Consider the following 22,267-nt stretch of genomic DNA (forward strand, 5'->3'; position numbering starts at 1 on the left):
GAAGGCCACTGGTTCCCGGTACAGATGTGGATCAATTCAAACGGTGAGGGAGCGGTTACCCGCGCGGCTTGCGGCCGGCAGGTGCCCTTTCAAGCTGCTGCACGCGGCCTTCGATCTGGTCCAGGCGCTGGTTGGCCTGCTGTGCGGACTGGTTGGCGGACTCAGCGCTCTGTGCGGCGCCCTGCACCTTTACATCGAGCTGGTCGAGGCGCGAGTTGATCGTTGCAAACTCGTTCTTGTAAGAGGCGCAAGCGCCAAGGCTCACGGTGGCGATGAGCGCTACAGCAAGCGCGCGGGCCGTCTTCATGTGTTGCGGGTTCAGGTTCATTGCACTCCCTCCTTCGTCTGGGGAAGCTGGAATATAGCGGCGTTTGTTCCCGGCGCTACCAAGCGCTTTCAGCTGGAATTTGACTACGTGGAAGGGCTGTGAAGTCCGCCTGTGACCCAACATTAACAAGCGGGATCAGGCGAGCTGGTCTGCGTCGGCCGAGCGCCTTGCGCCTATTCAAGATCGCCAATTCATCAGTATGAAGCCGAACTCACGGGCGCTGGGTGTCCGTGCTTGTTGCGGCCGTGCACGCAGGCCGCCATCCACTGGCCTCAAGCAGCGCGTTGGCCGTCGCGGGCCGTACATCCAGCAGCTCCCCAATCGCCTTCGATCTGTCTGGCGCGCGGGAGACATAGTCGCGGGCGATGCGGTAGCCGATCCAGTAGCCGAGATCCCCGCGCCGAGCATCATCGCCAGGACCGTTGTACAGCCACTGCGATAGATCGGTGCCCCTGCTGTCCTGCACGAAGGCGCGCTCCAGTGCGCATTCGCGGCCCTGCGCCCAACGATGCAGATGCGCGTTGGCCGTTTGCCCGGAGATCAGCTCGCCTACGTACTCTGCGCCGCCTTCAAGCAACGTCATAGAGCAGCGTGGGCTGCTCGACCTCCGAGCGTGTGCCGGGCTGTTGCACGTGCACATACTCATGGGCGATCAGGTGCACGAAGCGGTCGCCCACATCGGGCTGCATCCAGTCGGCGTTGCACAGCGCTTCCAGGCCGATCACCACACCTGCTTCGGTGGTGACGCCGCCGCTGTTGCCGCGGCCGACCAGCACGGTGACTGGAGGAAAGCGAGCGGTGGGAAGCAGAGTGCCCAACCGGTCGAGTGCCTCGGCTACCCGCGCGCGCACTCCCGGCAACGCCGCCTCACACGTGCGTGCCTTCGCAAACAGCGCAGGCTTGTCCTGGATCGCGCCTGCAAGACGCTCCATCGAACCGATACGGCTGTCGGTGAAGCTGCGCAATGCATCGGTGCCGACGTCCAGATAGCCGCGTCGCAGGTCTTCGGCACCTGGCGATCCCCCGCTGGCATCCAACACGCTGAAGAAGCGCGTGACATCGTCTGTCCGGACCACAACGCGCCCGTCCGCGCTGGCTGCCTGCAGCGGCACGATGACGAGCAGCAGCACGAGCGCCCTGCAGCGGACGTCGGGCGGAAATAGCAGTGACGCGATGGATGCGCGTAGCCACGTGCCCATAGTTAGAGCGCGTTTTGGCCTCATAGTTGGGTGCAGCCGAGGCTCTACATTCACCGACTATTAGCACTTTGGCCCCATAGTCGGGGCGCTCGTAGCGTAGCTAATTGATATCGAAGGAAATGATTGCATAGTTGGAGACTTCTTTCATAGCTGAACCAACTATGGGTACGCGAATGAATATCCGCTCTCCAGACCGTGCAGTCTGCTGGCGTCTGCCACCTACCTGGATTCCGATGCAAGGTTGTGAAGACGTGGCTGAACCTAGTGAGGCAGCACGGATCTCGGATGGACGCAACGCGCAATGCAAGAAGTCGCTAATCAATGTGGCATGGACCCACAAATGAAAAGCCACTGTTAGTTCCACTCGCGCAATGGGCTCCAATCTAGCATTCGACTCGTCCGGAGAACGCTCGACGTACTAAGGCTTCAAGGATTGTAATGGATTGATTTTAAAGGAGGTATAACCATTTATGGCTTGCGAAATGCAGAGGGACTCAACGAGCTTGCAACGAGCATTGGTTTGCGTATGTTGGAGGAATGAACGCACTTTCCCTGCAAAGAGCGGCACTTGAAGCGTCCTCAGAAGAGGAACTGGCAGACAGGATCGTTGATGAGTCTGGGATCTGTGTTCGCGTGGGGGATGCCAGGCAGCTACTTGGATTCCGTAGCCTAGATGCAGGTAGACGAGCTGCAGTGCAGGGGCGCTTAGGCATCGAAGCGGTGAACTTTCCAGGTCGCCGTGGACGTTTGTCCCTTCGGCAGGCACCTATCAAGGAGCCCGTGCAATGAGCTAAGTAAGAAAGATCTCTGGGGAGAAGAAACAACAAACCCTGGCTGGCAGGCCAGGGCTTGTTCGCAGCTAGCGCTTAGTTCCGCGTAGCTGAATCTACTCCCGACCCGTGCTTCTTTCAAGTGCTCGTCAAAGCGGGAGGGGGCCGTGCAGCCATCTCCCACCATGAGGGAGATGGCAATGACCCCAGATCAGCTGAGGGATCATCTAAGAACGCTAGATCTATCAGTAGAAGATAGGTCCTTCGCACTCGAGCTCTTTGGCCAGGAACCAGGGCGCAGCGTTGGCGCCTATGCACTGGACAATGTGGTCGTCGACTTCTATTCAAGAAAGTGTCGCGATGTTCGCAGGCTGGAAAGCCATACAGTCGAGCAAACATTTGCATATGAGCTAGAAATTGATCCTGACGTCATCTCATATGTTTGCCAGGTCACTTGTCGTGGCATAAGGCGCGGCAATCATGTGTGCACCGCCCATGCAGACTTCTTTGTGGTTCGACGGTCCTCCGTGGAAATCGTGGAATGTAAGCCCATCTCCAAGCTCAGCACTCTTGTGGAGAGAAAGCCCGAAGAGTGGGTGCTGGACGGTGGGAAATATCGCAATCTGGTGTATGAGCGATGGGCAGCATCCCATGGGATCGAGTACAAGATCTGGGCCTCACCCAGCAACATCAGCCGATACCATAGGAACTTGCAGTTCATCTACCAAAACTGGGATGAAGATCTCTCAATGGTGCGCCGAGAGGGCTTTGCTGCGGTGGAAAAGCAGCTTTACATGGGGCCAAAAAGCATCGCGTTTCTTATGGAAGAGATCCCTTGGTTCAACGCTGGGGTCGCAGCAGGACTCTTGGCGGATAGGCTAGTCCACGGGCCCATAGGGCACATACCGATTACCGATACGCGCAACTTTCTCTTAAGCCTAAGTCAAGAGCAGGCGGAGGCGATTGCGGCCGAGTGCTGTAAGAACATCAACAACCTGTATGCCGAAGCTAGCGGCCCAGTTGCGCTCGCAAGTTCAGTTGATGTGGCAAAGGCAGTTGCAAGGCTGAAGAAGCTTGAATGCCTTGCTCGTGAAGGAAAGCGAGCGACACCCAAGATGAGGAAGTTGGAGGAGCGGGTGAGACTAGCGCGCGCAGAGGGTCGCAATCCTCTAGATGATCTCATCACCAACTACGCAAAGTGCGGGAACCGATCCAGTCGTCTCACTCACGCGCAATCAGAACTTGTACGCGGAGTCATTGGCTCACATTGGCTAAAGGGTAAGGTTGCGACGCTAGCCGATCTGTATCGTGAGCTAGCCCTGCAGTGCGAGTGCGCTGGCGTTCCTGTGCCTGGCCGGAAGGCGCTCGTCAGAAGAGTTCGATCCGTTTCAAGGGGGCAACGTGATCTTGCTGTCGGCGGTAAGCGAAACTATCAAGCAAATAGGCCGCGTTCCGACGCTCGGGTTAGATCAGGCCAAGCGCTTGCTGTGCACTCTGTCCTGCACATCGATGCAACCAAGGTTGACAACCGAGTCTTTACACAAGAAGACGAAGGGCAGCAAGACCACTGCCCGGTACTGTACTGCGGCCGTGACGAAGCGTCGTCTAAGGTTATGGCCCATGCCTTTGTCTTCGGTCCCGCTCGGCGCGAAGGGCCACTAATTTTGCTGAGGAACTATGTGCGCGAGCACGCGAAGCTTCCACACGCAATCGTGATCGATCGAGGCACTGATCTGAAGTCAGCCTTAGGTGATCTCTGTCGAACCTATGGCATCTCCATACTCACAGTGCCGACAGGCGCGAGTCGCTTCAACTCACAGTGTGAGACGGTTCAAGGGCTTATCAATTCCATGGTCAGCCACAAATTGATTGGGAGCACAAAGCCAGATAAAGCCGGTAGAAGTGTCGATGGAAAATTCAAAAGCAGATCGACCGCGCGCCTAGATTTCTCGACCGTAGAATCCGAAATTCACCACCTTCTGTACAGCCTGATGCCCGAGATGCCCGTGGATGGCTTCGCAGGTGCGCGAGAGCGATTTGAGAACAGTCAGTTGACTGCTCCAAACTCTGGAATACCAACGGTTGTAGACGATGACTTCCTATTTCAAACTTCAGTGAAATTGAAATCATGCTCTTATGAAAGAACAAGGGGGATCAGACACTGGAGGAGAAGCTACACGAACGCGGATCTCGCGTCGCGCGCGCATGAAGAGAAGATCCTCAGTGCTCGGCGTGATCCTGAGGATATTTCATTCGTTTGGATTCAGACCACGAAGAGACGCTACAAGGCATGGTGCTCGAAGGTCTCGGAGATTGGTCACTACTCCGAGCAGGATCGTCACTTCGAGGCAATGTGGGAGCAGTTCATCACGCCGGATGTTGAGAGCAAGAAGGAGGAGCTGCAGCGTAAGAACTATGAGAGGACGAGCATGGCCAACGCCAGGCAGCGAGCCAATGATATGGGGCTAGCAAGTGGAAAGGAAACGCAAGCCCCGCCAAATGCGAGTCGATCGAAGGTTCAAGCGAGATTGGTCGTCAACTTTGATGAGCTCCCCGATCTCATTGTGGAAGGGGATTCGCATGGACGCTAGCATCCTGCCCCATTTTCCAGCTGATGAGATGAGCTTCCCTTTCATACCACATCAGCGCTTTCTAACTACCCAGCACAGCCTACTGAAATCAGTTTCGAGAGCTCGGCCAGGAGACTTTGTTTGGTTGATAGCGCCCTCCTGGTCAGGAAAGAGCGAGTTGCGTCGGCAGCTGTTGCCTGAGCTCGGAGGAAATCCCCAACTTTGGCCAACAGGCCACTTGCCGCTGATCTCCGTAAGGGCAATCCTGAATCAGGGCGACAAGTTCAATCCGAAAGACTTCGCTTTGCGCCTACATCAGGAAATAACTGAGCCCGACACTAGCTGGACTAATGCTATGGAAACCGGTGGCGATCCTGACCAAACGCACGTGGCCGCAGAGCGGCGAGCCTCTTCAGTGTTCTGGCGTGAAGTGCGCGCGAGAACAGCGGAGAGAGACCTTCGTCTTTCGTTTGAGCGCATGTCTAGAATTCGCGGATTGAGGTACATCGTCATAGAGGAGGCTGCGAACATCTGCAGGGTTCCGAAGAGTCAGAGTTCACGCAACTACATGCTTGGCATCATGGCGCTTGTTGAAGAAATTGGTTGTGTGGCGATCATGATAGGAACCCATGAAGCGTCCACGCTCTATGAGGATTCCCAAGAGGTGTTCAATAGATCTGACGTTCTCTATATGCGTCCGTACGGTCTGAATGACAATGACGACCTGCGATCCTACGCCTCTCTGATCAAGGCGATCGGCAAGGGATTTCCACTTTCAAAAGGTAGCCTTCTCCAGGAAAACCTAGAGCTCATTGCTCTCAATGGAGGAGGAATTTTTGGCCCAACTCTGCGGTACTTGATGCGGGCGAATGAAGAGCGTTGTCGCAATGGTTCCAATACCATCGAGCTCGGGCATCTGCGAGCAGCGTCTGGAACCGAAAGGAATCACAGGCTGCTCTGGGGAGAGATAGACGCGTTCAATAGACTTGCCGATGGCAAGCGTTCTCTACGCCTAGCGGACTTCTTGACCATCAAGGGCTCATTGCCTAGCGAAGGCGATCTGTGAGGATGGAACCACCAAGATGGACGGTACTTCCACCTCTTGAGCTTCGTGATGCAGGTACTCCCTGGACAGAGTCGCTCAATGGATACGCAAATCGCTTGGCTAAGCTCAGCGGAATTTCGTGGTGCAAGATGCTTCAGCTTATCGACACCCACTCGTCGGAGGTGCCGTCTAGATACATTGATCAGCGCAGACTCGATGGGCTCGGGCCTGTGTCAGTACGGCGTGCGCGTTCACTAGAGAAGCTGACTGGGCAGTCACTTGTCGGTGCTACTTTGTATGGACTCTCAGAGATCGTCTCCTCAAGGGCAGCGAGCTGGAGTCGACACGCCGCTTGGTGTCCGATTTGCATCGGAGCTAGCGATATGGACGAGAGCGCCACAGAGAGGCTGATTTGGAGCTTCGATGCTTATTCTCACTGCTCGCTGCACGACGCCAGGATTGAGAACAGCTGTTCCAATTGTGGACTCGGGAAGTTGAAGAGCATTGCATTGAGAAAGTGCCCATCCTGCGGAGATCGCCTAGACAGGCGCACACGCTTTGACTCGGCGAACCCGACTCAGCGCTGGATCAATCAGTGCATAGAGGAACTGATCTCTTGGTGCTCAAATCATCCAAATCAGAGGCTTGAACTCTCGAACTTGGAGGTGTTTATAGAGGCAGTCGTGGCTAGAGGCGAGGGGCGAAAGTTGGATTACCGACCTCCTGCACGCTTGCCTGCAAGCTATTCTGACTACAAGAGCTGGACTAGAGTGAATTGCTTCAGACTCTTTAGAAGGAATGATCCGAGTCGATTAGAGTTCAATGAGCTACTCAATCTATCGGCAAATCAGTGCGTTTCTGTCTTGGACATTCTTCTCCAGCCTATCGAATCTGCGTCCGAACTTCTGCCTGGAATTGGATCGAATCCGGAGCTCCCACTAGGACGCGGTCGAGTGGCAGATGAGCGAAGAGAGTTTGCTCGATTGATTGACGCTCTGCTTGGTGATGACCAGTGCGTCCTTCCATCCTTCCAGGTGCTTGCGCAGCTGAGCGGAAGACGAGGGTCGTTCAAGTCTGGCCTACCGCACCACCACGCTCACTATGCGGTCCGGCTAAGGCGGCAACAGATGATGATTCGCGGTGTTTCGCGAAGAACGATAAACAGAGCATTTCGTCTTGCATGTCAGTTGAAACTTTCGCTACAAGGACAGCTGCTGATATCCGAAGCCGTGGCAAAACGAATCCACATCGAGATGGATGTCGCATCGAACATCGTGCGATCCGCGGAACTTGCCTGTAGCCTTCTTCTCCCAGTGGGAGGGATGAAGGGCGTAGCTCGTATACCCAATCTATGAGCTGAAGCCTTCCTGGTGGTCTTAGAAGTCTCTTGGTCTTAGATGCCCCGTCTGCCTGACGAACACGAGTGCATTCCACGGTTGCGAGGTGTCAGCAATAGTGCCGAAGGGTGGCATAAGTGCTGTTTGCTACGTCGACGGATGCGCAGAGCATCAGAGCTGTCCAAGATCTTGGACGACCGATCGCCCTTGGCGCAGGTCGATTGCCAGCAGGCGACCACCTGCGACCTGCCGGCCAGCGGCGCTGTTTAACCATGCCGCTTGAATCCTGCCCGCCTCAATTACCGCATCCGCCGCAAAGCTGTCAGGCATGGCCCGCAAGGGCTCGCCGGGTGACGCCAGACCTCCGACCAAGGGTTGCACCACCGTTGCTGCGGTGCTGTTGGACTTGGCGTAGGCGGTGGCTATCATTCGTCCGGCGCGTGGGCACCACCCTCCAAGTACCAGTTCGGTGCCTAGGGTTTGCCTCGACAGGCCTGCTTCAAGGGCTGCCTTCTCGTACTCAGGCCAAAGCTGGTCGATCACCAATGTCAGTTCCTTGGCTAGCTGCTCCATTGTGAAGTCCGCCCGAAAGCTGGCCTGCAGCATAAGTGCGTAGATCCGAAGGAAGAATTGAGTGCTACCGCGGCAGGCAAGCACCACGTTGTGTTGTGGAATCAATAAGAACTTCGCGCCGGACGATTTGGCGCCGGTGAGTGCATCCTCGGCGAGAGTGTCAACTGCAACCAGCATCCGTTCAGGGCTAAGCAGGACGTTCAGGATACTCAAGTGCGCGCGCTCCACTGGCTTGCGGCAATATCATGCGGATTGTGACGATTGTCCATCTAGAAGCACATTGGAATGAATTTTGAGATTTCTGACTTAAAGGCTCGCTTAGAGGCGTGCGAGACAGATCTTGCGGCGCACCGTGGCTACTTGAAGGCCCTGGAGTACGGGGTGCGGACGCTAATCATCACGCATCCGTATCCAGACTTGTTATCGAGAGCCTGGGCCTCGATTCTTCCTGGGATCACTGAGGCTCACGGGCCGGAGGGCGGGTGGATTTTCAACGCGGCCTTCCAGCAGCTGCTCTCGGTGTTGACTCAGCAAATTGAGGCGCGGGGCGGCAAGGTCGGTGATTAGGGGAACAGGACCTCGATCTGAGGTGGCATTGCCTCCCAGCCCAGAGCAGGGCTTTCTGGACGGTTCAGGGCGGGACTTGGGGAACTTCAGGGCGGGACTTGGGGAACTCAAGCACGAATGCTGGAGGGAACTGATGTGCAGCTTTGAGGGGAAGGGGGATTGGCGTGCGTATAAAGAAGGGCAGATGAGGAGAACTTCAAATGAGTGACGTAGATGAATGGCTGACAAGGGCCTCGGCTGCCACTCGGCCCTGCGGCAATGAGCAGGCCACTGATGTGCTAGTTCAGCGCTTGTCCCAAGAAGCTTCCCCTTCGCAATGGGCCGGTAAGCGAGAGTTCCGCCGGGCACTCGCATGCGCCGCGCTCGCGGCGGTGCTTACCTGCGGAGGAGTAGGCTCCGCCTTCTTTGTCACCCAGGCACCCTCGCGCCCGACATGGGTCGCGGCCCCAGCTTCCATGTCCCCATACGCTCTACTGGTGGAACGCTGATGGCAATCGGACCCCTCATGAGGCTGCCGCTGGCAACAATCGCTGGCGCCATCATTGGCGTCGTGTGCGCGCTGGCTATCGGCTGGACCTGGCACTCGCTCAATCCTGGGCACAGCGATCTCCATGAACGCCTTCACGCCGTGGTGCCTCTGGACGACTCGGAGAAGCAGATCCTCCAGGCCAAGGAACAGCTGTTCGCAACAAGGCGAGGTGAGATCGAAGCGCGCCTGCGGATTGCCAACCGCCAGCTGGCGGACGCCATCGCGGCTGACCCCAAATGGAACCCCCAGGTGGAACGTGCAAGTCGTGAGGTGGAGCGGGCTGCGGGCGATCTCCAGCGCATCACGCTCGAGCATGTGTTCGAGATGCGCGAGGGCTTGAAACCCGAGCACCGGCCGGCCTACGACAAGGCACTCCTTGAAGCACTTCGCACCGACTCTCCCTGAGCCACACAAACGTTGTGACCATCGAGGACGACAACAACTGGGCAGTTGAAGCTGCGGCAGGTAATGCTGAGGCCTTCGCTCGCCTGGTCCGCCGTCACTCGCCAGCAATCAAGCAGATGGTTCGAGGCATGGGCCTGCCCGAAACCGACGTCGATGATGTCGTGCAGGAGACATTCGTTGCCGCTTGGCGAGGCCTGTCAGAGTACGATCCGACGCGCTCGGTACTTCCCTGGCTGATGCGTATTGGAATCAACAAGGTTCGTGATACGCAACGGTTTCGACGCGTCCGCCATTTCCTGTTCCGGGCCAAGCCTTTGGATGACGAGGAAGGACGCGCCCTGCATTCCGAGCAGGCCGGGCCAGAGCAGGTTGCCGGCTCTCAGCTTGAGCTCGCAGAAGTAAGAAGGGTTCTCAACACGATCGACCCGAGCCTGCGTGAAGCCCTGGTTCTGACTGCCTTCGTCGGCCTTTCCCAGGTTGAAGCAGCTTCCGCCCTGGGTATCAGTCTCAAAACAATAGAGGGTCGCGTACTGAGAGCACGGGCCAAGCTGACAGATGCACTGAGCCGCGGGAAATAAATTTTCGCCGGATTCGAGGGGAAGGCCGCGCAGGCCGCGTAGTGCAGAAAGACGGCCGAGATTGCGGCCCCACTGCACCGGATCCTCATGAAACCATCATTGCTTGCCCTGACGGTGATGCTGGCCCTGACCAGTATCTCTGCGGCCTATGCCTCGGACGCCCCGAACTTCAGCGCGTTGCTCGAGCAGAGCAGGGCCCAATCCCCCTTCCTTCAGGAAAAGGGGTTCGACACAGCTGCCGCTGCGGGCGAAGCCCGCCAAGCGCGAGCGCTACGTAACCCCACCATTGATGCCCTCGCAGAGAATCTCAACGCTCCCCCCAGCAATGGCGCGAGCCAGCGGCAGACGACCTACACCATCAGCCAGCCACTCGAGATCTTTGGCCAACGTGGGGCTCGAATCCAGGCGGGAGAGAAAGGGCTGCAGGCGGCCGAAGCTCGCCAGCACCAGGCACAAGTCGAATTCGCCGCAGCCTTGGCTGTTGCCTACGCGTCTTCCGAGGCTGGGCTGATACGGCGAAACATTGCTGCCGAAGATGTTGATCGCGCCAGAGGCGACCTGAAGGCAGCTCAGGCGCTGGTTGACGCAGGAAAGGAGGCCAGCCTGCGCGTAGCACAAGCCCAGGCCGGCTTGAGCTCAGCAGAAGCGATTGCCGCCTCAAGAGAGGCAGAGGCGGCTGCAGCTCTCGAGCAACTGTCAGTACTGGCGGGAAGAGCTGAACCCTACTCAGGCACGTCCGAGTCACTCCTGGTGCGCGAGTGGGTTGCGCCCGCAATTGCGAACGTCGATTCGGCATCTGTCCTGTCTGCGAAGGCAGACGTCGATGCGAGCGATGCGGTTCTGCGCACTGAACGCTTCAAGCGGGCACCGGACCTTAACCTCACCGCAGGCCGTCGCAACTTCGCCGCCGGTGGGGACGCATTGGTCGTCGGCGTGTCTCTGAGCATCCCATTGTTTGACCGGAACAGCGGCGGGATCAGCGCGGCTCGAGCACGGAGCGACGCCGCCCGTGCTCGATTGGATGCAGCACGCCTCCAGAGCCAGGCGGACCGTGCGACTGCGCTTGCGCGTGTTGACGCCGCCAAGCGAGGACTGATCGCTGCCTCCAAGGGAGAGGAAGCAGCCACGGAAGCCTACCGAATGGCGCGCTTGGGATACGAGGCCGGTAGAACCCCACTGGTTGAGCTGCTGCTTAGCCGTCGCACGCTGACGGACGCGAGGCTGAGCGTGGTGGATGCACGACTCGCACGCGTTGCCGCCTACGCATCGCTCGCCGTGGCCAGCGGTCAGATTGCCTTTGGAGACATGTAGATGAAGAGAAGTATTCCGGCTGTTAACACCCTGACGATGATCGGCGTGGCTACCTTGGCGCTTGGCGCGGGATTTGGCATTGCACGCTTATCCGCCCCTTCAGAGACGGTGGTCGACCCCGCGAAAGACGAAGCCAGCGCCAGTGCGCCGGCGGAGGCGGAGGCAGCTCAGGAAGTCGCGATTCCCAAGGAGTATCTTGCCGCTGCCGGGATCTCGGTGGAGCCCGTCACTTCCGCTCAGGTAGCGGCGAATATCACCGCATCGGGTTCGGTCGTGGCAATCCCCGGTGGTGAGGCCGTCGTGGTGGCACGTGCGGCCGGTAACGTCACCGATGTCATCCGGCAGGTGGGCGACAAGGTGAAGAAGGGCGAAGTGCTGGCACGCGTAGCCAGCCCTGATGGGGCCCGTATTGCGGCTGACCTTCGTGTGGCCAGCGCCAGCCTCTCCCTCGCCGAAAAGAACGTCAAGCGCGATGAGTCGTTGCTCGCACAGGGCGTGCTGGCACGACAAGAGGCTGAGGCGAGTCGCGCCGCCTATCTCACAGCGCAAGCAGAAGCACAACGCGCTGCCCTGGTGGCACGCACCGCCAATGTGGATGGAGGAGGTAGCGTCAACGTCATCAGCCCTATCGATGGAACCATCAGCAGCTCGCAAGTGACTCTGGGCGCTTTCGTCGAGCCGCAGGCCTCCCTTTATAGGGTCACAGGTTCCAATGGCGTGGAGATTCAGGCCTCCGTTCGTGCGGGTGACACCGGTCGGATCAAGGCCGGCGACAGCGTGTCCATTACCCGCTCCGACGGAAGCGTCACCTCAGGAAAGGTCCGTTCAGTTGCTGCCGCCGTAGGTGGGCTGACAAGGGCTGCCACAGTCGTAATCACCCCGAGCGCAGAGGCGAACGGATTGGTTGTGGGTGACGGTGTGCAGGTCCGGCTGGTCACCGCTTCCGGATCGGGTGAGGGGCTGTCTGTCTCGGAAGAGGCGGTCCAGAACATCGACGGAAAAGACGTCCTCTTCGTCAGAACCAGTAAGGGGTTCACTGCACAGCCGGTCTTCATTGGCCTCCGTAGCGGTGGTATGGCGCAGATCCTTTCTGGCGTCACTGCGGGAACCCCGGTTGCTACCCGTAATGCGTTTCTGGTGAAAGCCGAGATGAAAAAGTCGGGCGGAGACGAGTAATGATCGAGCAAGTACTCACGGGTGCCGTACGGCACCGCTGGCTGGTTCTGTTGATCACACTGGTGATTGCGGTGATCGGCGGGTGGCAACTGAACCTGCTACCGATCGACGTGACTCCGGATATCACGAACAAGCAGGTCCAGATCAACACCGTCATCCCGACGCTGAGTCCAGTGGAGGTCGAGAAGCGCGTTACCTACCCGATCGAGACCGCGATGGCAGGACTTCGGGGCGTCGCGAACACCCGGTCGTTCTCGCGCAACGGCTTCAGCCAGGTCACGGTGATCTTCGATGAGAGCGCAGACCTCTACTTCATGCGCCAACAGGTCACCGAGCGTCTGACTCAGGCTCGGCCCCAGTTGCCGGAGGGTGCCGAACCACTGATGGGCCCGGTTTCGACCGGGTTGGGCGAAGTATTCCACTACAGCGTTGAATTCACCCACCCAGATGGCAAAGATGCCCCGCGAAATGATGGTAAGCCTGGCTGGCAAAGCGACGGTTCGTTCCTGACTGATCAAGGGGAACGGCTGACGGACAACATGGCACGTCTGGCCTACTTGCGCACAGTCCAGGACTGGATTGTGCGGCCTCAGCTGCGCACGACGCCAGGCGTAGCAGACGTCGACAGCCTCGGCGGCTACGTCAAGGAGTATGTCGTTGAGCCCAATGCGAGCAAGCTCGCGGAGTACGGGTTCTCCTATACCGACCTGGCCGACGCGTTGCAGGATGCCAATCTGTCGGTCGGAGCAGACTACATCCAGAGGTCGGGCGAGTCCTATCTGGTGCGCGCAGACGCCCGCATCCGCTCCGTGGACGAGATTGCCCGTGCCGTTGTGGGCAATCGCAACGGAGTTCCCGTAACGGTGGGTGACGTCGCACGTGTGGTCGTTGACGGTGAGCTCCGCCGCGGTGCTGCCAGCCGCAATGGATACGAGACTGTCGTCGGCAGTGCACTCATGCTGGTTGGCGCCAACAGCCGAACTGTGGCGGCGGCGGTGGGTGACAAGCTGCAGGAGATCGGCAAGACCATGCCGCCGGGCGTGACGATTGTTCCCACCTTGGACCGATCCCAGCTGGTTGTCGCAACGATCAAGACCGTCGCCAAGAACCTGGCCGAAGGCGCTCTTCTAGTCGTGGTCATCCTGTGTGCATTGCTCGGAAACTGGCGAGCTGCTGTCATTGCTGCATTGGTGATTCCGTTGTCCCTGCTGATCACCGCGATCGGCATGAACAAGCTCGGGATCTCTGGCAACCTGATGAGCCTGGGTGCGCTCGACTTTGGCCTGATCATCGACGGCGCGGTCATCATCGTCGAGAACGCACTGCGCCGCCTGGCAGAGCGACAGCATGCACTTGGGCGCCCGCTCAATCTATCGGAGCGCCTGCATGAAACGATCGCCTCGTCCAAGGAGATGGTCCGCCCGACCGTATATGGGCAGGCGGTCATCTTCCTGGTCTTCGTGCCCTGCCTGACCTTCCAGGGCGTCGAGGGGAAGATGTTCTCTCCGATGGTCATTACCCTGATGCTGGCGCTGGCCTCTGCATTCGTGCTCTCCCTCACTTTCGTTCCGGCGATGGTGGCGGTCATGCTCAAGGGCCACATTTCCGAGAAGGAAGTACGGGTAGTAGCTGCTACCAAGAGCCGCTATCAGCCGATGCTTCGCAGCGCAATCCGCCAACCCATGCCCTACCTGGCCGGTGGTCTTGGCGTCCTGGTGGCCGGCGTTGTGGCCTTTGGCTTTGTGGGTCGGGAGTTCATGCCCACATTGGATGAGCAGAATCTCAACCTGTCCTCCGTTCGCATCCCGTCCACATCGATCGAGCAGTCCGTCGCCATCGACCTTCCTCTTGAGAAGGCACTGATGACGTTGCCGGAGGTACAGACGGTGTACTCCAAGGCCGGTACCGCAAGCCTGGCCGCAGATCCCATGCCGCCCAATGCGTCCGACAACTACGTGATCCTCAAGCCCAAGGACCAATGGCCGGATGGAGTGAAGACCAAAGAGCAGGTGATCGAGAGGATTCGAGAAAAGACAGCCTTTCTTGTTGGTAACAACTATGACGCCACCCAGCCCATCGAGATGCGCTTCAATGAGCTGATCGGCGGCGTTCGTAGCGACGTTGCAGTCAAGATCTATGGCGAAGACCTGACGGCGCTTGCCGGCAGCGCTGACAAGATTGCGGCCGTCCTCAAGAAGATTCCGGGCGCATCGGATGTCCGTGTGGCGCAGACGGGAGGCTTCCCGACCTTTGACATGGCGTTCGACCGGGCCGCGATCGCCCGTTACGGACTCACCGTCAAGGAAGTGGCCGACACAGTGTCTGCTGCTCTGGCAGGTCGCATGGCGGGCCAGATCTTCGAAGGTGATCGGCGCTTCGACGTGGTGGTTCGTCTGCCCCGTGTGGACCGCAGCGATCTCGATGTACTAGGAGCCGTTCCGGTTATGCTGCCGCCAGGCAGTCAGGAAGGCCGTCAGTCTGTTCCGCTTCGTGAATTGGTCAGTTTCCGCTTCACACAGGGTCTGAACGAAGTGAGCCGCGACAATGGCAAACGTCGAATCTATGTGGAAGCGAATGTGGTCGGGCGTGACCTGGGTAGCTTCGTTGACGACGCCAAGGCGGCTATTGCCCAGCAGGTGCAGTTGCCCACGGGTTCCTGGATCGAATGGGGCGGGCAGTTCCAGAATCTGCAGGCAGCAACGAAGCGACTGGCGATTATTGTGCCTCTCTGCTTCATTCTCATTGCAGCCGTCCTCTACATGGCGATTGGCAACGGTTTGCTGACAGGTACGGTACTGACTGCGGTGCCACTTGCTCTGGCCGGTGGATTCTTCGCATTGGCGTTGAGAGGAATCCCCTTCTCGATCTCAGCTGCTGTGGGCTTCATCGCGGTATCTGGTGTCGCGGTGCTCAACGGCCTGGTTCTGATCTCCGCGATCAAGAAACGCCTGCACGAGGGGCTTCCGCCAGATGAGGCGGTCGAACTGGGTGCAATGGAGCGCGTTAGACCGGTTCTTATGACCGCGCTGGTTGCCTCCCTGGGCTTCGTCCCGATGGCGATTGCAACAGGTACGGGCGCCGAAGTGCAGAAGCCACTGGCTACAGTGGTTATCGGGGGTCTTGCCACGGCAACCGTACTGACGCTGTTCGTGCTGCCTGCGCTGTGCGGGCTGGTACTCCGAAGAACTGCGCGCAGGAAGGCCGCGGGCATTGAAGACCCCTTGCCGGTACCCGAAGTCGATTGAGCGCAAGCCCCTTCCACGGCTTCACGTCCTGCCCTGCGGATCGGATTACGATCCGCAGGGCAGCGGCGCTTTCCACTGTTCCATCTAGAGGTGAGCCATGATCGAGGTCCTACGCTTTCCAACATTCAGGAACCTGTTCGCTGCGCAGGTTATCGCGCTGATCGGCACGGGCTTGGCTACCGTGGCGCTCTCTCTTTTGGCCTATGACTTGGCGGGGGCTGAGGCGGGCGCTGTGCTAGGTACGGCTCTGGCAATCAAGATGATTGTCTACGTGCTGTTGGCCCCTCTGTCCGGAGCGATCGTCCCGGCAAATCTACGCAAACCGGTGCTTATTGCCCTCGACCTGGTGCGGGCGGGCGCGGCGCTTTGTCTGCCGTTCGTCAACCAGATCTGGCAGGTGTACCTGCTCATTGCCTTGCTGCAGTCGGCCTCGGCGTGCTTCACCCCTCTGTTCCAGTCGACGATCCCGGAAATCCTGAAGGAGGAACGCGACTACACCCGAGCACTGTCCCTGTCGCGCCTGGCCTATGACCTGGAGAGCCTGCTGAGTCCCGCGTTGGCCGCTGCTCTGCTGACGCTGATCAGCTTCCACGGCCTGTTCGCTGGTACGTCCGTAGGCTTCGTGATATCCGCCATCTTGGTGTTCTCAACTGCATTCCCCTTCGTTGCTCCGTCCCTAAGAAAGGACGGTCCCTACGCCCGCGCGATTCGAGGAATGCGGATCTACCTGAAGACGCCCAGGCTGAAAGGGTTGCTTGCCCTTAATCTGTGTGCGGCCGCCGGCGGCGCCATGGTGTTCGTGAACACCGTCGTTGTGGTGCGCAACGTTCTCGGCGGAGCAGAGTCACAGGTGGCATGGGCGCTGGCAGCTTTCGGTGGCGGCTCGATGCTGACGGCGCTTGTCCTCCCCAAGGTTCTCGATCGGGTGGCTGACAGGCGCGTGATGCTCTCCTCAGCCCTTGCAATGTGCATCGTACTTGTGACCCTCGGGCTTACCTGGCTGCTCTCGCCCTCCTCCATAGGTTGGCCCATCGTGCTCGCCGGCTGGGCATTGTTGGGGATGAGCTATGCGGGGCTGGTGACTCCTGGCGGCAGACTGCTGCGGCGATCAGCGGAATCCACCGATCTGCCATTCCTGTTCGCAGCGCAGTTCTCTCTCTCCCACGTGTGTTGGCTGATTGCCTACCCTCTGGCGGGAGCCGTGGGTGCGAAGTTTGGAATGCCAGTGGCGATCATGGCACTGGCAGTAGTCGGCATCGCCGGATTCGTGTTCGCCTGGAGAATCTGGCCCGCCCATGACCCGGACGAGATCTCCCACGGTCACGACGATCTGGCTGCGGACCATCCCCACTGGGCGGAACACGCTTCTTCCAACGGCAAGCACTCACATCGGTATGTCATCGACGACGTGCACCCTCGTTGGCCTGGATGACGGAAACTTGAACAAGGGGCGCGAGAGGGCACTTTCACCGCTCGCGCCCGACGTTGTCATATCGACTTTGCCAGAACAAGCCTCTAGTCTTTGCCCGTGCGATCCCTTCGTCTACCAACCAGCGTGCTGTTGCGCAGCTGCATCTTCATGATGCTGGTGGCGAGTCTGTTCGTGCGACCCGTCCTGAATCATCTGGGTGAGCTGCACGGCTTGCAGCACATCGTGCAGGCTGCGGTGGAACATGGTCACCCCCATGTTGGGGTGAGTGATGCCGCAGACCGTGATCTTGAACACGCGGTTGGATTGCACAGCCTGTTGCACCAGGCCGATCTGACGGCTTCTGTAGGCATCTTGGCCAGCCTTGCTGGACCCGCTCGAGTTGATCTGAGCGATATCCATCCCTGGCACCAGCCAGCGGCAGAGCTTCAGCATCATCGCTCATCCCTGTTCAGGCCTCCTATCGCCTGAGACCCAGGCCTCGTGCTCGCACTGAGCAGAGGCTTGGCAGCGCCCGTCCAGTCAATCCTTACTGGACGTTCGTCGCTGCAAGAAATTATTCATTCGTTCCCCGCCCGGACCCCGCTTACACGCAGTGATCCGTGTGACGTGCCGTGCGCGCCCTCTGCGCACTCGTAGCACGTTGCGCCGGTTCCCAGTGTCGTAGCGGATAGCTTTGGCGGAGGTCCGCTGACCGCATTCGTAGATCCTCATCATGATCCCCAGTTCTGAATCCGGGGCGCTCTCGCGCGTCCTTCTCCAACCCCCACTACGGTCGCACTGGCCGCGAACTCTACTCGCACTGCTTTCCCTGTTCATGCTGCTACTCACAGCTGACGGGGCGTTGGCTCACGCGATCGCCGAAGGCGACAAGGGCTACATCCAGGAAATATCTGGAGTAAATCTGATCGCATTCGCCTATCTGGGCGCAAAACACATGGCCACCGGCTATGACCACATCCTGTTCCTCCTGGGCGTGGTGTTCTTCCTGTACCGGATGAAGCATGTCGCGCTGTATGTGACGCTGTTCGCGATCGGGCACTCCACAACGATGCTGCTGGGTGTGCTGTTCAACGTGGGCATCAACAGCTACCTGATCGACGCGATCATTGGTCTGTCTGTGGTCTACAAGGCCCTGGACAATCTGGGCGCCTACCAGCGTTGGTTCGGCTTCCAGCCAAACACAAAGGTTGCGACGTTGATCTTCGGCCTGTTCCACGGCTTTGGTCTGTCAACCAAGATCATCGAGTACGACATCTCACCCGATGGTCTGTTGCCCAACCTGCTCGCGTTCAACGTCGGCGTGGAGATCGGCCAGATCCTCTCGCTTGGCGCGATTCTGATCGCAATGGGCTACTGGCGCCGCACGCCCAGCTTCTTCAAGCACGCCTACACCGCCAATGCCGCCATGCTCTGCGCCGGATTCATTCTGATCGGCATGCAGCTCACTGGCTACTTCGTTTCCTGACTTTCAAGAGAACTACATCATGTACAACAGTAAGCCCGCCGAAGGCGACCTCCCCACCAGCCGCCAGTTGGGACGCACCACCGCAATTGCCGCCGGCATCGCCATTGTCCTCCTGGTTGGAGTGGTGATGCCATCTGAGTACGGAATCGATCCCACTGGTGTTGGTCGGGTACTGGGCTTGAAGGAAATGGGGGAGATCAAGGAACAGCTTGCCGAGGAAGCGGCAGCTGACGCTGCGATGGACGCAAAGGCCGCCGAAGACGAGGCAGCCGCCCTGCTGACGCAGGTGTCCACGCAGAACCGTAAGACCGTTGAAGTTGCTCAGAAGCCTGCCGCGAGCAATGCGGCCACCGCTGCTGAATGGCGGGACGAAGAACAGGTTGTCCTGGCGCCGGGCCAAGGCACCGAGATCAAGCTCGTCATGAAGGCGGGCGAGCGCGCCAGCTACCAGTGGTCTGTTGAAGGCGGCGTCGTGAACTTCGACGCCCACGGAGACGGCGGCGGTCGAGCGATCAGCTATGAGAAGGGTCGAGGGGAAGCCACCAAGCAGGGGGTGCTCCTGGCTGCCTTCGACGGCAACCACGGATGGTTCTGGCGCAACAGGGGCGAGGAGCCCGTAACGCTTCTGCTCCGCACCGGAGGGGAGTACGAGTTGATCAAGAAGATGTAAACCGCAGCGGTTAGCGGTGGCCGGGTGCGCTTAAGGCCCGGCCACCGCCCTATGTGCGGTATTTCCGATGGGCTGCGCCCAGTTTCGGCCCCCTCGACAACCCCAGCCAGCCCCGCTTAAGCTAACCTATATGCGTCTTTCCGCCCGCCACGGCCTTGCCCTCAGGATCAGCTTCTTTGCGCTGATGCTGTTGAGTGTCGTTGCGCGGCCGATGGTGATCCAGCTCAGCGAACTGCACGGATTGGAACATGACATCGCAGCAGCGGTGGATCATGGCCATTCACATGCCGGCGGTGCGGGCGACAATCTGGACCCGGATCACGCCACTGGCGCTCATGCGGTACTGCATCAGGCAGATGCGAGTTTCGCTGGAAGCCTGTTCACGCCCCACGTCTACCTGGCTTCACTACCGCTGGCCGGTGAAGTCCATGCTCTGCGACTTCTGAGGGTGCCTGCAGGGCACCCGGCGTCACCCTTCCGACCTCCGATCGTCTGACGACCCTAGCTGCGCTCTAGCAGCCTGAGCGCGCCTCCCGTGTAGCGGAAGGCGGCGCGTCGTTCTGACTTTCTTTCCGGAGGCTTCCGTGAAATTCCGTAGTGTGTGGGCGCTGGCTGTTGCCGGCGCCTGCGGTGTGGCCGTTCCTGGCTACGCCGCCGAAGTGCTGCGCCTGGAGGATGCGGTCGCCCGCGCTCTGGGCACTCACCCAAGCGTGCAGGCAGATGCCGCACAAATAGAGGCGACAAAGAACCGTGCGGCGCGAGAGGGCTTAGCAGCCCCGTTGGTGCTCGGCGGAGAACTGGAGAACGTGGCCGGTAGTGGCAGCGTGCGAGGTATGGACGCTGCCGAGGCAACGTTCCGGGTATCCAAGATTCTGGAACTGGGTGGCAAGCGGGCGGCCCGCCAAGCGCTTGGCGGCGCCGAGGTGGATGCAGCCCTGCGAGAGGCTGATGTGACCCGGGTGGCCATCGCCACACGCACCGCTGGTCGATTCATCGACGTGCTTGCGGCGCAGGAGCATGTCGAGCATGCGGAAGAGCGGATTCGTATGGCCCGCGCGCTTCAGCGAGAGGTGGCCCGCTGGGTCTCTGCGGCACGGAACCCGGATTCAGACCTGAGGGCCGCTGAAATTGCCCTGGCCGATGCAGAGCTCAAGCGTGATCAAGCAGTCCAGCGGTTGGAGGCCTCGCGCATGGCGCTTGCGTCTTCCTGGGGCTCTTTCACCGCTGACTTCGACACCGTCGCCGGCGATACAAACATCCTCCCTCCGCTGGATGACTACCAGACGCTGTCCGAACGCCTTCAGAACGCGCCACAGCAACGTGCCTTCGATGCCCAGTCCAGAGTTCTTGCCGCGCGCCGCGATGTCGCCGTTTCCAGCGCGAAGCCTGACGTGAGTGTTGGATTTGGACTTCGCCGTCTTGAAGCAACGAAGGACAGTGGCTTGGTCATGTCGATCTCGGTTCCCTTGGGAACCCGGCGTCGATCAGCCTACTTGGTATCCGAAGTCGACTACGAACTGAGTGCGCTCAAGTCACGCCGTGAAGCACAAATGTTGGAGCTCAACCAGGAGCTGTTCGGAGTCTATCAACAGCTGCGCCAAGCGCAGTTGGAGGTCACCTCCGTTCGTGAGCGGCAGCTCCCCAAGGCGGAGCAGGCGATGAATCAGAGCCGTCGTGGCTTCGAGGAGGGTCGATTCTCCTATCTCGCATTGAGCCAGGCGCAGAAGACGCTGTTCGACCTTCGTGAGCGCGAAGTCGAGTCCGCCGCACTCTATCTCCGATTGCTGGTCGAGGCAGATCGCCTCACCGCCTCCGCCCAGGATATCCGCCCATGAATCGTTACGCCCTTCTTATGTTGCTTCCGCTGGCACTGGCCGCCTGTGGCGGTGAAAAGCCGGTTGAGAAAGAAGCCGCAGAATCCGCCGCCGCGGCCGGCGACTACGAGCGCGGCCCCAACCGCGGTCGCATGCTCCGCGATGGTGATTTCGCACTTGAAGTCACCGTCTATGAAACCAACACGCCTCCTCAGTTCCGCCTCTACGCCTATCGAAATGACAAGCCGATCTCACCGAATGAGGTGAAGGCAACAATGCAGTTGAAGCGCCTCGACGGTGAGGTCAATGATTTCACTTTCACCGCCGAAAACGACTATCTCGTAGGGAACGGCGAGGTCGTGGAACCTCATTCTTTCGACGTGAAGGCAGACGCAGTGGTAGGAGGAAAGACACACACCTGGTCCTATCAGTCCTATGAAGGCCGTACCACCATCGAGCCAAGCGCTGCCAAGGATGCGGGTGTGGTGGTGGAAGAGGCTACCGCTGGCACTATCCGCGATACGGTCACGCTGATGGGAAACATCGCGGTCAACACTGGCCGCCAGGCCGCCGTCAAAGCACGATTCCCAGGTATTGTCCGCAGCGTGTCGGTCGAGATGGGCCAACGCGTTTCGGCAGGGCAGACGCTGGCGACGGTTGAAGGCAATGACAGCATGCGCACCTACGCGGTGATTGCTCCCTTCAGCGGCATCGTTCTTGCGCGCAACACCAGTGTTGGTGATGTGGCCGGCGACAACACACTGTTCGACGTTGCCGATCTGTCAGAGGTCTGGGTCGATCTACGAGCTCTGGGCACTGACGCCGAGCGTCTCGCTCCAGGTCAAGCAGTGCGGATCCGTTCCGCCACGGGTGCCTTGGAGACTGAAGGTAGGCTCCAAAGCCTGCTTCCGCTGGCAAGCAGCGGCCAAAGCGTGGTTGCGCGCGTGAGTATCCCCAATGGTGACGGCAAGTGGCGTCCAGGAATGGCTGTCTCGGCCGAGGTCATCATTGCCGAGACACCTGTTCCACTGGCCGTCAAAGAGTCAGGGCTCCAGCGATTTCGCGACTTTACCGTCGTATTTGCGCAGGTGGGCGATACCTATGAGGTGCGCATGCTTGAGCTTGGAAAGCGTGATGGCGAGTGGGCAGAGGTTCTTGGCGGACTGAAGCCCGGAACGCGGTACGTCGCCGAGCAGAGCTATCTGATCCGTGCAGACATCGAGAAGTCTGGCGCCAGCCACGACCACTAAGGA

The 22,267-nt window shown here is 59.3% G+C and carries 17 protein-coding genes and 1 pseudogene; 14 read left to right on the forward strand and 4 right to left on the reverse strand.

The features are described from left to right. Positions 1-55: 55 nt before the first annotated feature. Positions 56-328, reverse strand: a complete 273-nt coding sequence (locus NSQ78_RS00745; RefSeq protein ID WP_010487149.1) for a hypothetical protein — start codon at positions 326-328, stop codon at positions 56-58. A 211-nt stretch (positions 329-539) separates the two neighbouring features. Next, positions 540-1,455 (reverse strand): annotated as a pseudogene (locus NSQ78_RS00750) (DUF2268 domain-containing putative Zn-dependent protease). A 1,042-nt stretch (positions 1,456-2,497) separates the two neighbouring features. On the opposite strand from NSQ78_RS00750, the gene NSQ78_RS00755 reads away from it, so the two are divergent. Continuing rightward, entirely contained in the window at positions 2,498-4,888 is a 2,391-nt protein-coding gene (locus tag NSQ78_RS00755) for a hypothetical protein (protein ID WP_130768356.1), read from the forward strand. Next, entirely contained in the window at positions 4,878-5,933 is a 1,056-nt protein-coding gene (locus tag NSQ78_RS00760; RefSeq protein WP_158229108.1) for a hypothetical protein, read from the forward strand. Before NSQ78_RS00755 ends, NSQ78_RS00760 begins: the two co-directional genes overlap by 11 nt. Before the next feature lie 1,487 nt (positions 5,934-7,420). Here NSQ78_RS00760 and NSQ78_RS00765 read toward each other — a convergent pair. Next, positions 7,421-8,035, reverse strand: a complete 615-nt coding sequence (locus tag NSQ78_RS00765; RefSeq protein ID WP_033836041.1) for a hypothetical protein — start codon at positions 8,033-8,035, stop codon at positions 7,421-7,423. Positions 8,036-8,107: 72 nt separating this feature from the next. Here NSQ78_RS00765 and NSQ78_RS00770 point away from each other — a divergent pair, with 72 nt between their 5' ends. The 7 genes from NSQ78_RS00770 to NSQ78_RS00800 all read left to right on the forward strand — a co-directional run bounded on the left by NSQ78_RS00770 (position 8,108) and on the right by NSQ78_RS00800 (position 17,065). Further along, positions 8,108-8,389 carry a hypothetical protein gene (locus NSQ78_RS00770; RefSeq protein ID WP_033836035.1) on the forward strand — a complete coding sequence of 94 codons (282 nt, stop codon included), beginning with the start codon at positions 8,108-8,110 and terminating at the stop codon, positions 8,387-8,389. Between the two features lie 505 nt (positions 8,390-8,894). Then, positions 8,895-9,323, forward strand: coding sequence for a periplasmic heavy metal sensor (locus NSQ78_RS00775; RefSeq protein WP_087948687.1), 429 nt, complete (start codon positions 8,895-8,897; stop codon positions 9,321-9,323). A 14-nt stretch (positions 9,324-9,337) separates the two neighbouring features. Next, on the forward strand, positions 9,338-9,901 hold the full coding sequence (locus NSQ78_RS00780; protein WP_049429827.1) for a sigma-70 family RNA polymerase sigma factor: 564 nt from the start codon (positions 9,338-9,340) through the stop codon (positions 9,899-9,901). 87 nt (positions 9,902-9,988) lie between these two features. Beyond that, positions 9,989-11,212, forward strand: a complete 1,224-nt coding sequence (locus NSQ78_RS00785; RefSeq protein ID WP_033836037.1) for a TolC family protein — start codon at positions 9,989-9,991, stop codon at positions 11,210-11,212. Continuing rightward, positions 11,213-12,388 carry an efflux RND transporter periplasmic adaptor subunit gene (locus tag NSQ78_RS00790; RefSeq protein ID WP_014645517.1) on the forward strand — a complete coding sequence of 392 codons (1,176 nt, stop codon included), beginning with the start codon at positions 11,213-11,215 and terminating at the stop codon, positions 12,386-12,388. Next, positions 12,388-15,633 carry a CusA/CzcA family heavy metal efflux RND transporter gene (locus NSQ78_RS00795; RefSeq protein WP_014645518.1) on the forward strand — a complete coding sequence of 1,082 codons (3,246 nt, stop codon included), beginning with the start codon at positions 12,388-12,390 and terminating at the stop codon, positions 15,631-15,633. The genes NSQ78_RS00790 and NSQ78_RS00795 overlap by 1 nt, the downstream gene beginning before the upstream one ends. Positions 15,634-15,730: 97 nt before the next feature. Beyond that, positions 15,731-17,065 carry an MFS transporter gene (locus NSQ78_RS00800; RefSeq protein ID WP_033836038.1) on the forward strand — a complete coding sequence of 445 codons (1,335 nt, stop codon included), beginning with the start codon at positions 15,731-15,733 and terminating at the stop codon, positions 17,063-17,065. A gap of 111 nt (positions 17,066-17,176) precedes the next feature. Here the strand turns inward: NSQ78_RS00800 and NSQ78_RS00805 are convergent, their stop codons facing one another. Beyond that, positions 17,177-17,500, reverse strand: coding sequence for a hypothetical protein (locus NSQ78_RS00805; protein WP_008264507.1), 324 nt, complete (start codon positions 17,498-17,500; stop codon positions 17,177-17,179). Between the two features lie 379 nt (positions 17,501-17,879). Between NSQ78_RS00805 and NSQ78_RS00810 the strand changes: the two genes are divergently transcribed. The 5 genes from NSQ78_RS00810 (at position 17,880) to NSQ78_RS00830 (ending at position 22,264) form a co-directional block, all read left to right on the forward strand. After that, entirely contained in the window at positions 17,880-18,530 is a 651-nt protein-coding gene (locus NSQ78_RS00810) for a HupE/UreJ family protein (RefSeq protein WP_223224807.1), read from the forward strand. Positions 18,531-18,549: 19 nt separating this feature from the next. Continuing rightward, positions 18,550-19,200, forward strand: a complete 651-nt coding sequence (locus NSQ78_RS00815) for a hypothetical protein (RefSeq protein WP_033835782.1) — start codon at positions 18,550-18,552, stop codon at positions 19,198-19,200. Between the two features lie 130 nt (positions 19,201-19,330). Further along, a complete protein-coding gene (locus NSQ78_RS00820) occupies positions 19,331-19,696 on the forward strand; it encodes a hypothetical protein (RefSeq protein ID WP_075075811.1) in 366 nt (121 codons plus the stop codon). An 88-nt stretch (positions 19,697-19,784) separates the two neighbouring features. Beyond that, positions 19,785-21,035, forward strand: a complete 1,251-nt coding sequence (locus NSQ78_RS00825) for a TolC family protein (protein WP_014645521.1) — start codon at positions 19,785-19,787, stop codon at positions 21,033-21,035. Next, positions 21,032-22,264 (forward strand): efflux RND transporter periplasmic adaptor subunit, encoded by a 1,233-nt coding sequence (locus NSQ78_RS00830; protein ID WP_014645522.1) that lies wholly within the window; start codon positions 21,032-21,034, stop codon positions 22,262-22,264. The genes NSQ78_RS00825 and NSQ78_RS00830 overlap by 4 nt, the downstream gene beginning before the upstream one ends. Positions 22,265-22,267 lie beyond the last annotated feature (3 nt).

It is taken from the genome of Stenotrophomonas sp. FSL W7-1447 (assembly GCF_037966425.1).
Lineage (GTDB): Bacteria > Pseudomonadota > Gammaproteobacteria > Xanthomonadales > Xanthomonadaceae > Stenotrophomonas > Stenotrophomonas pavanii.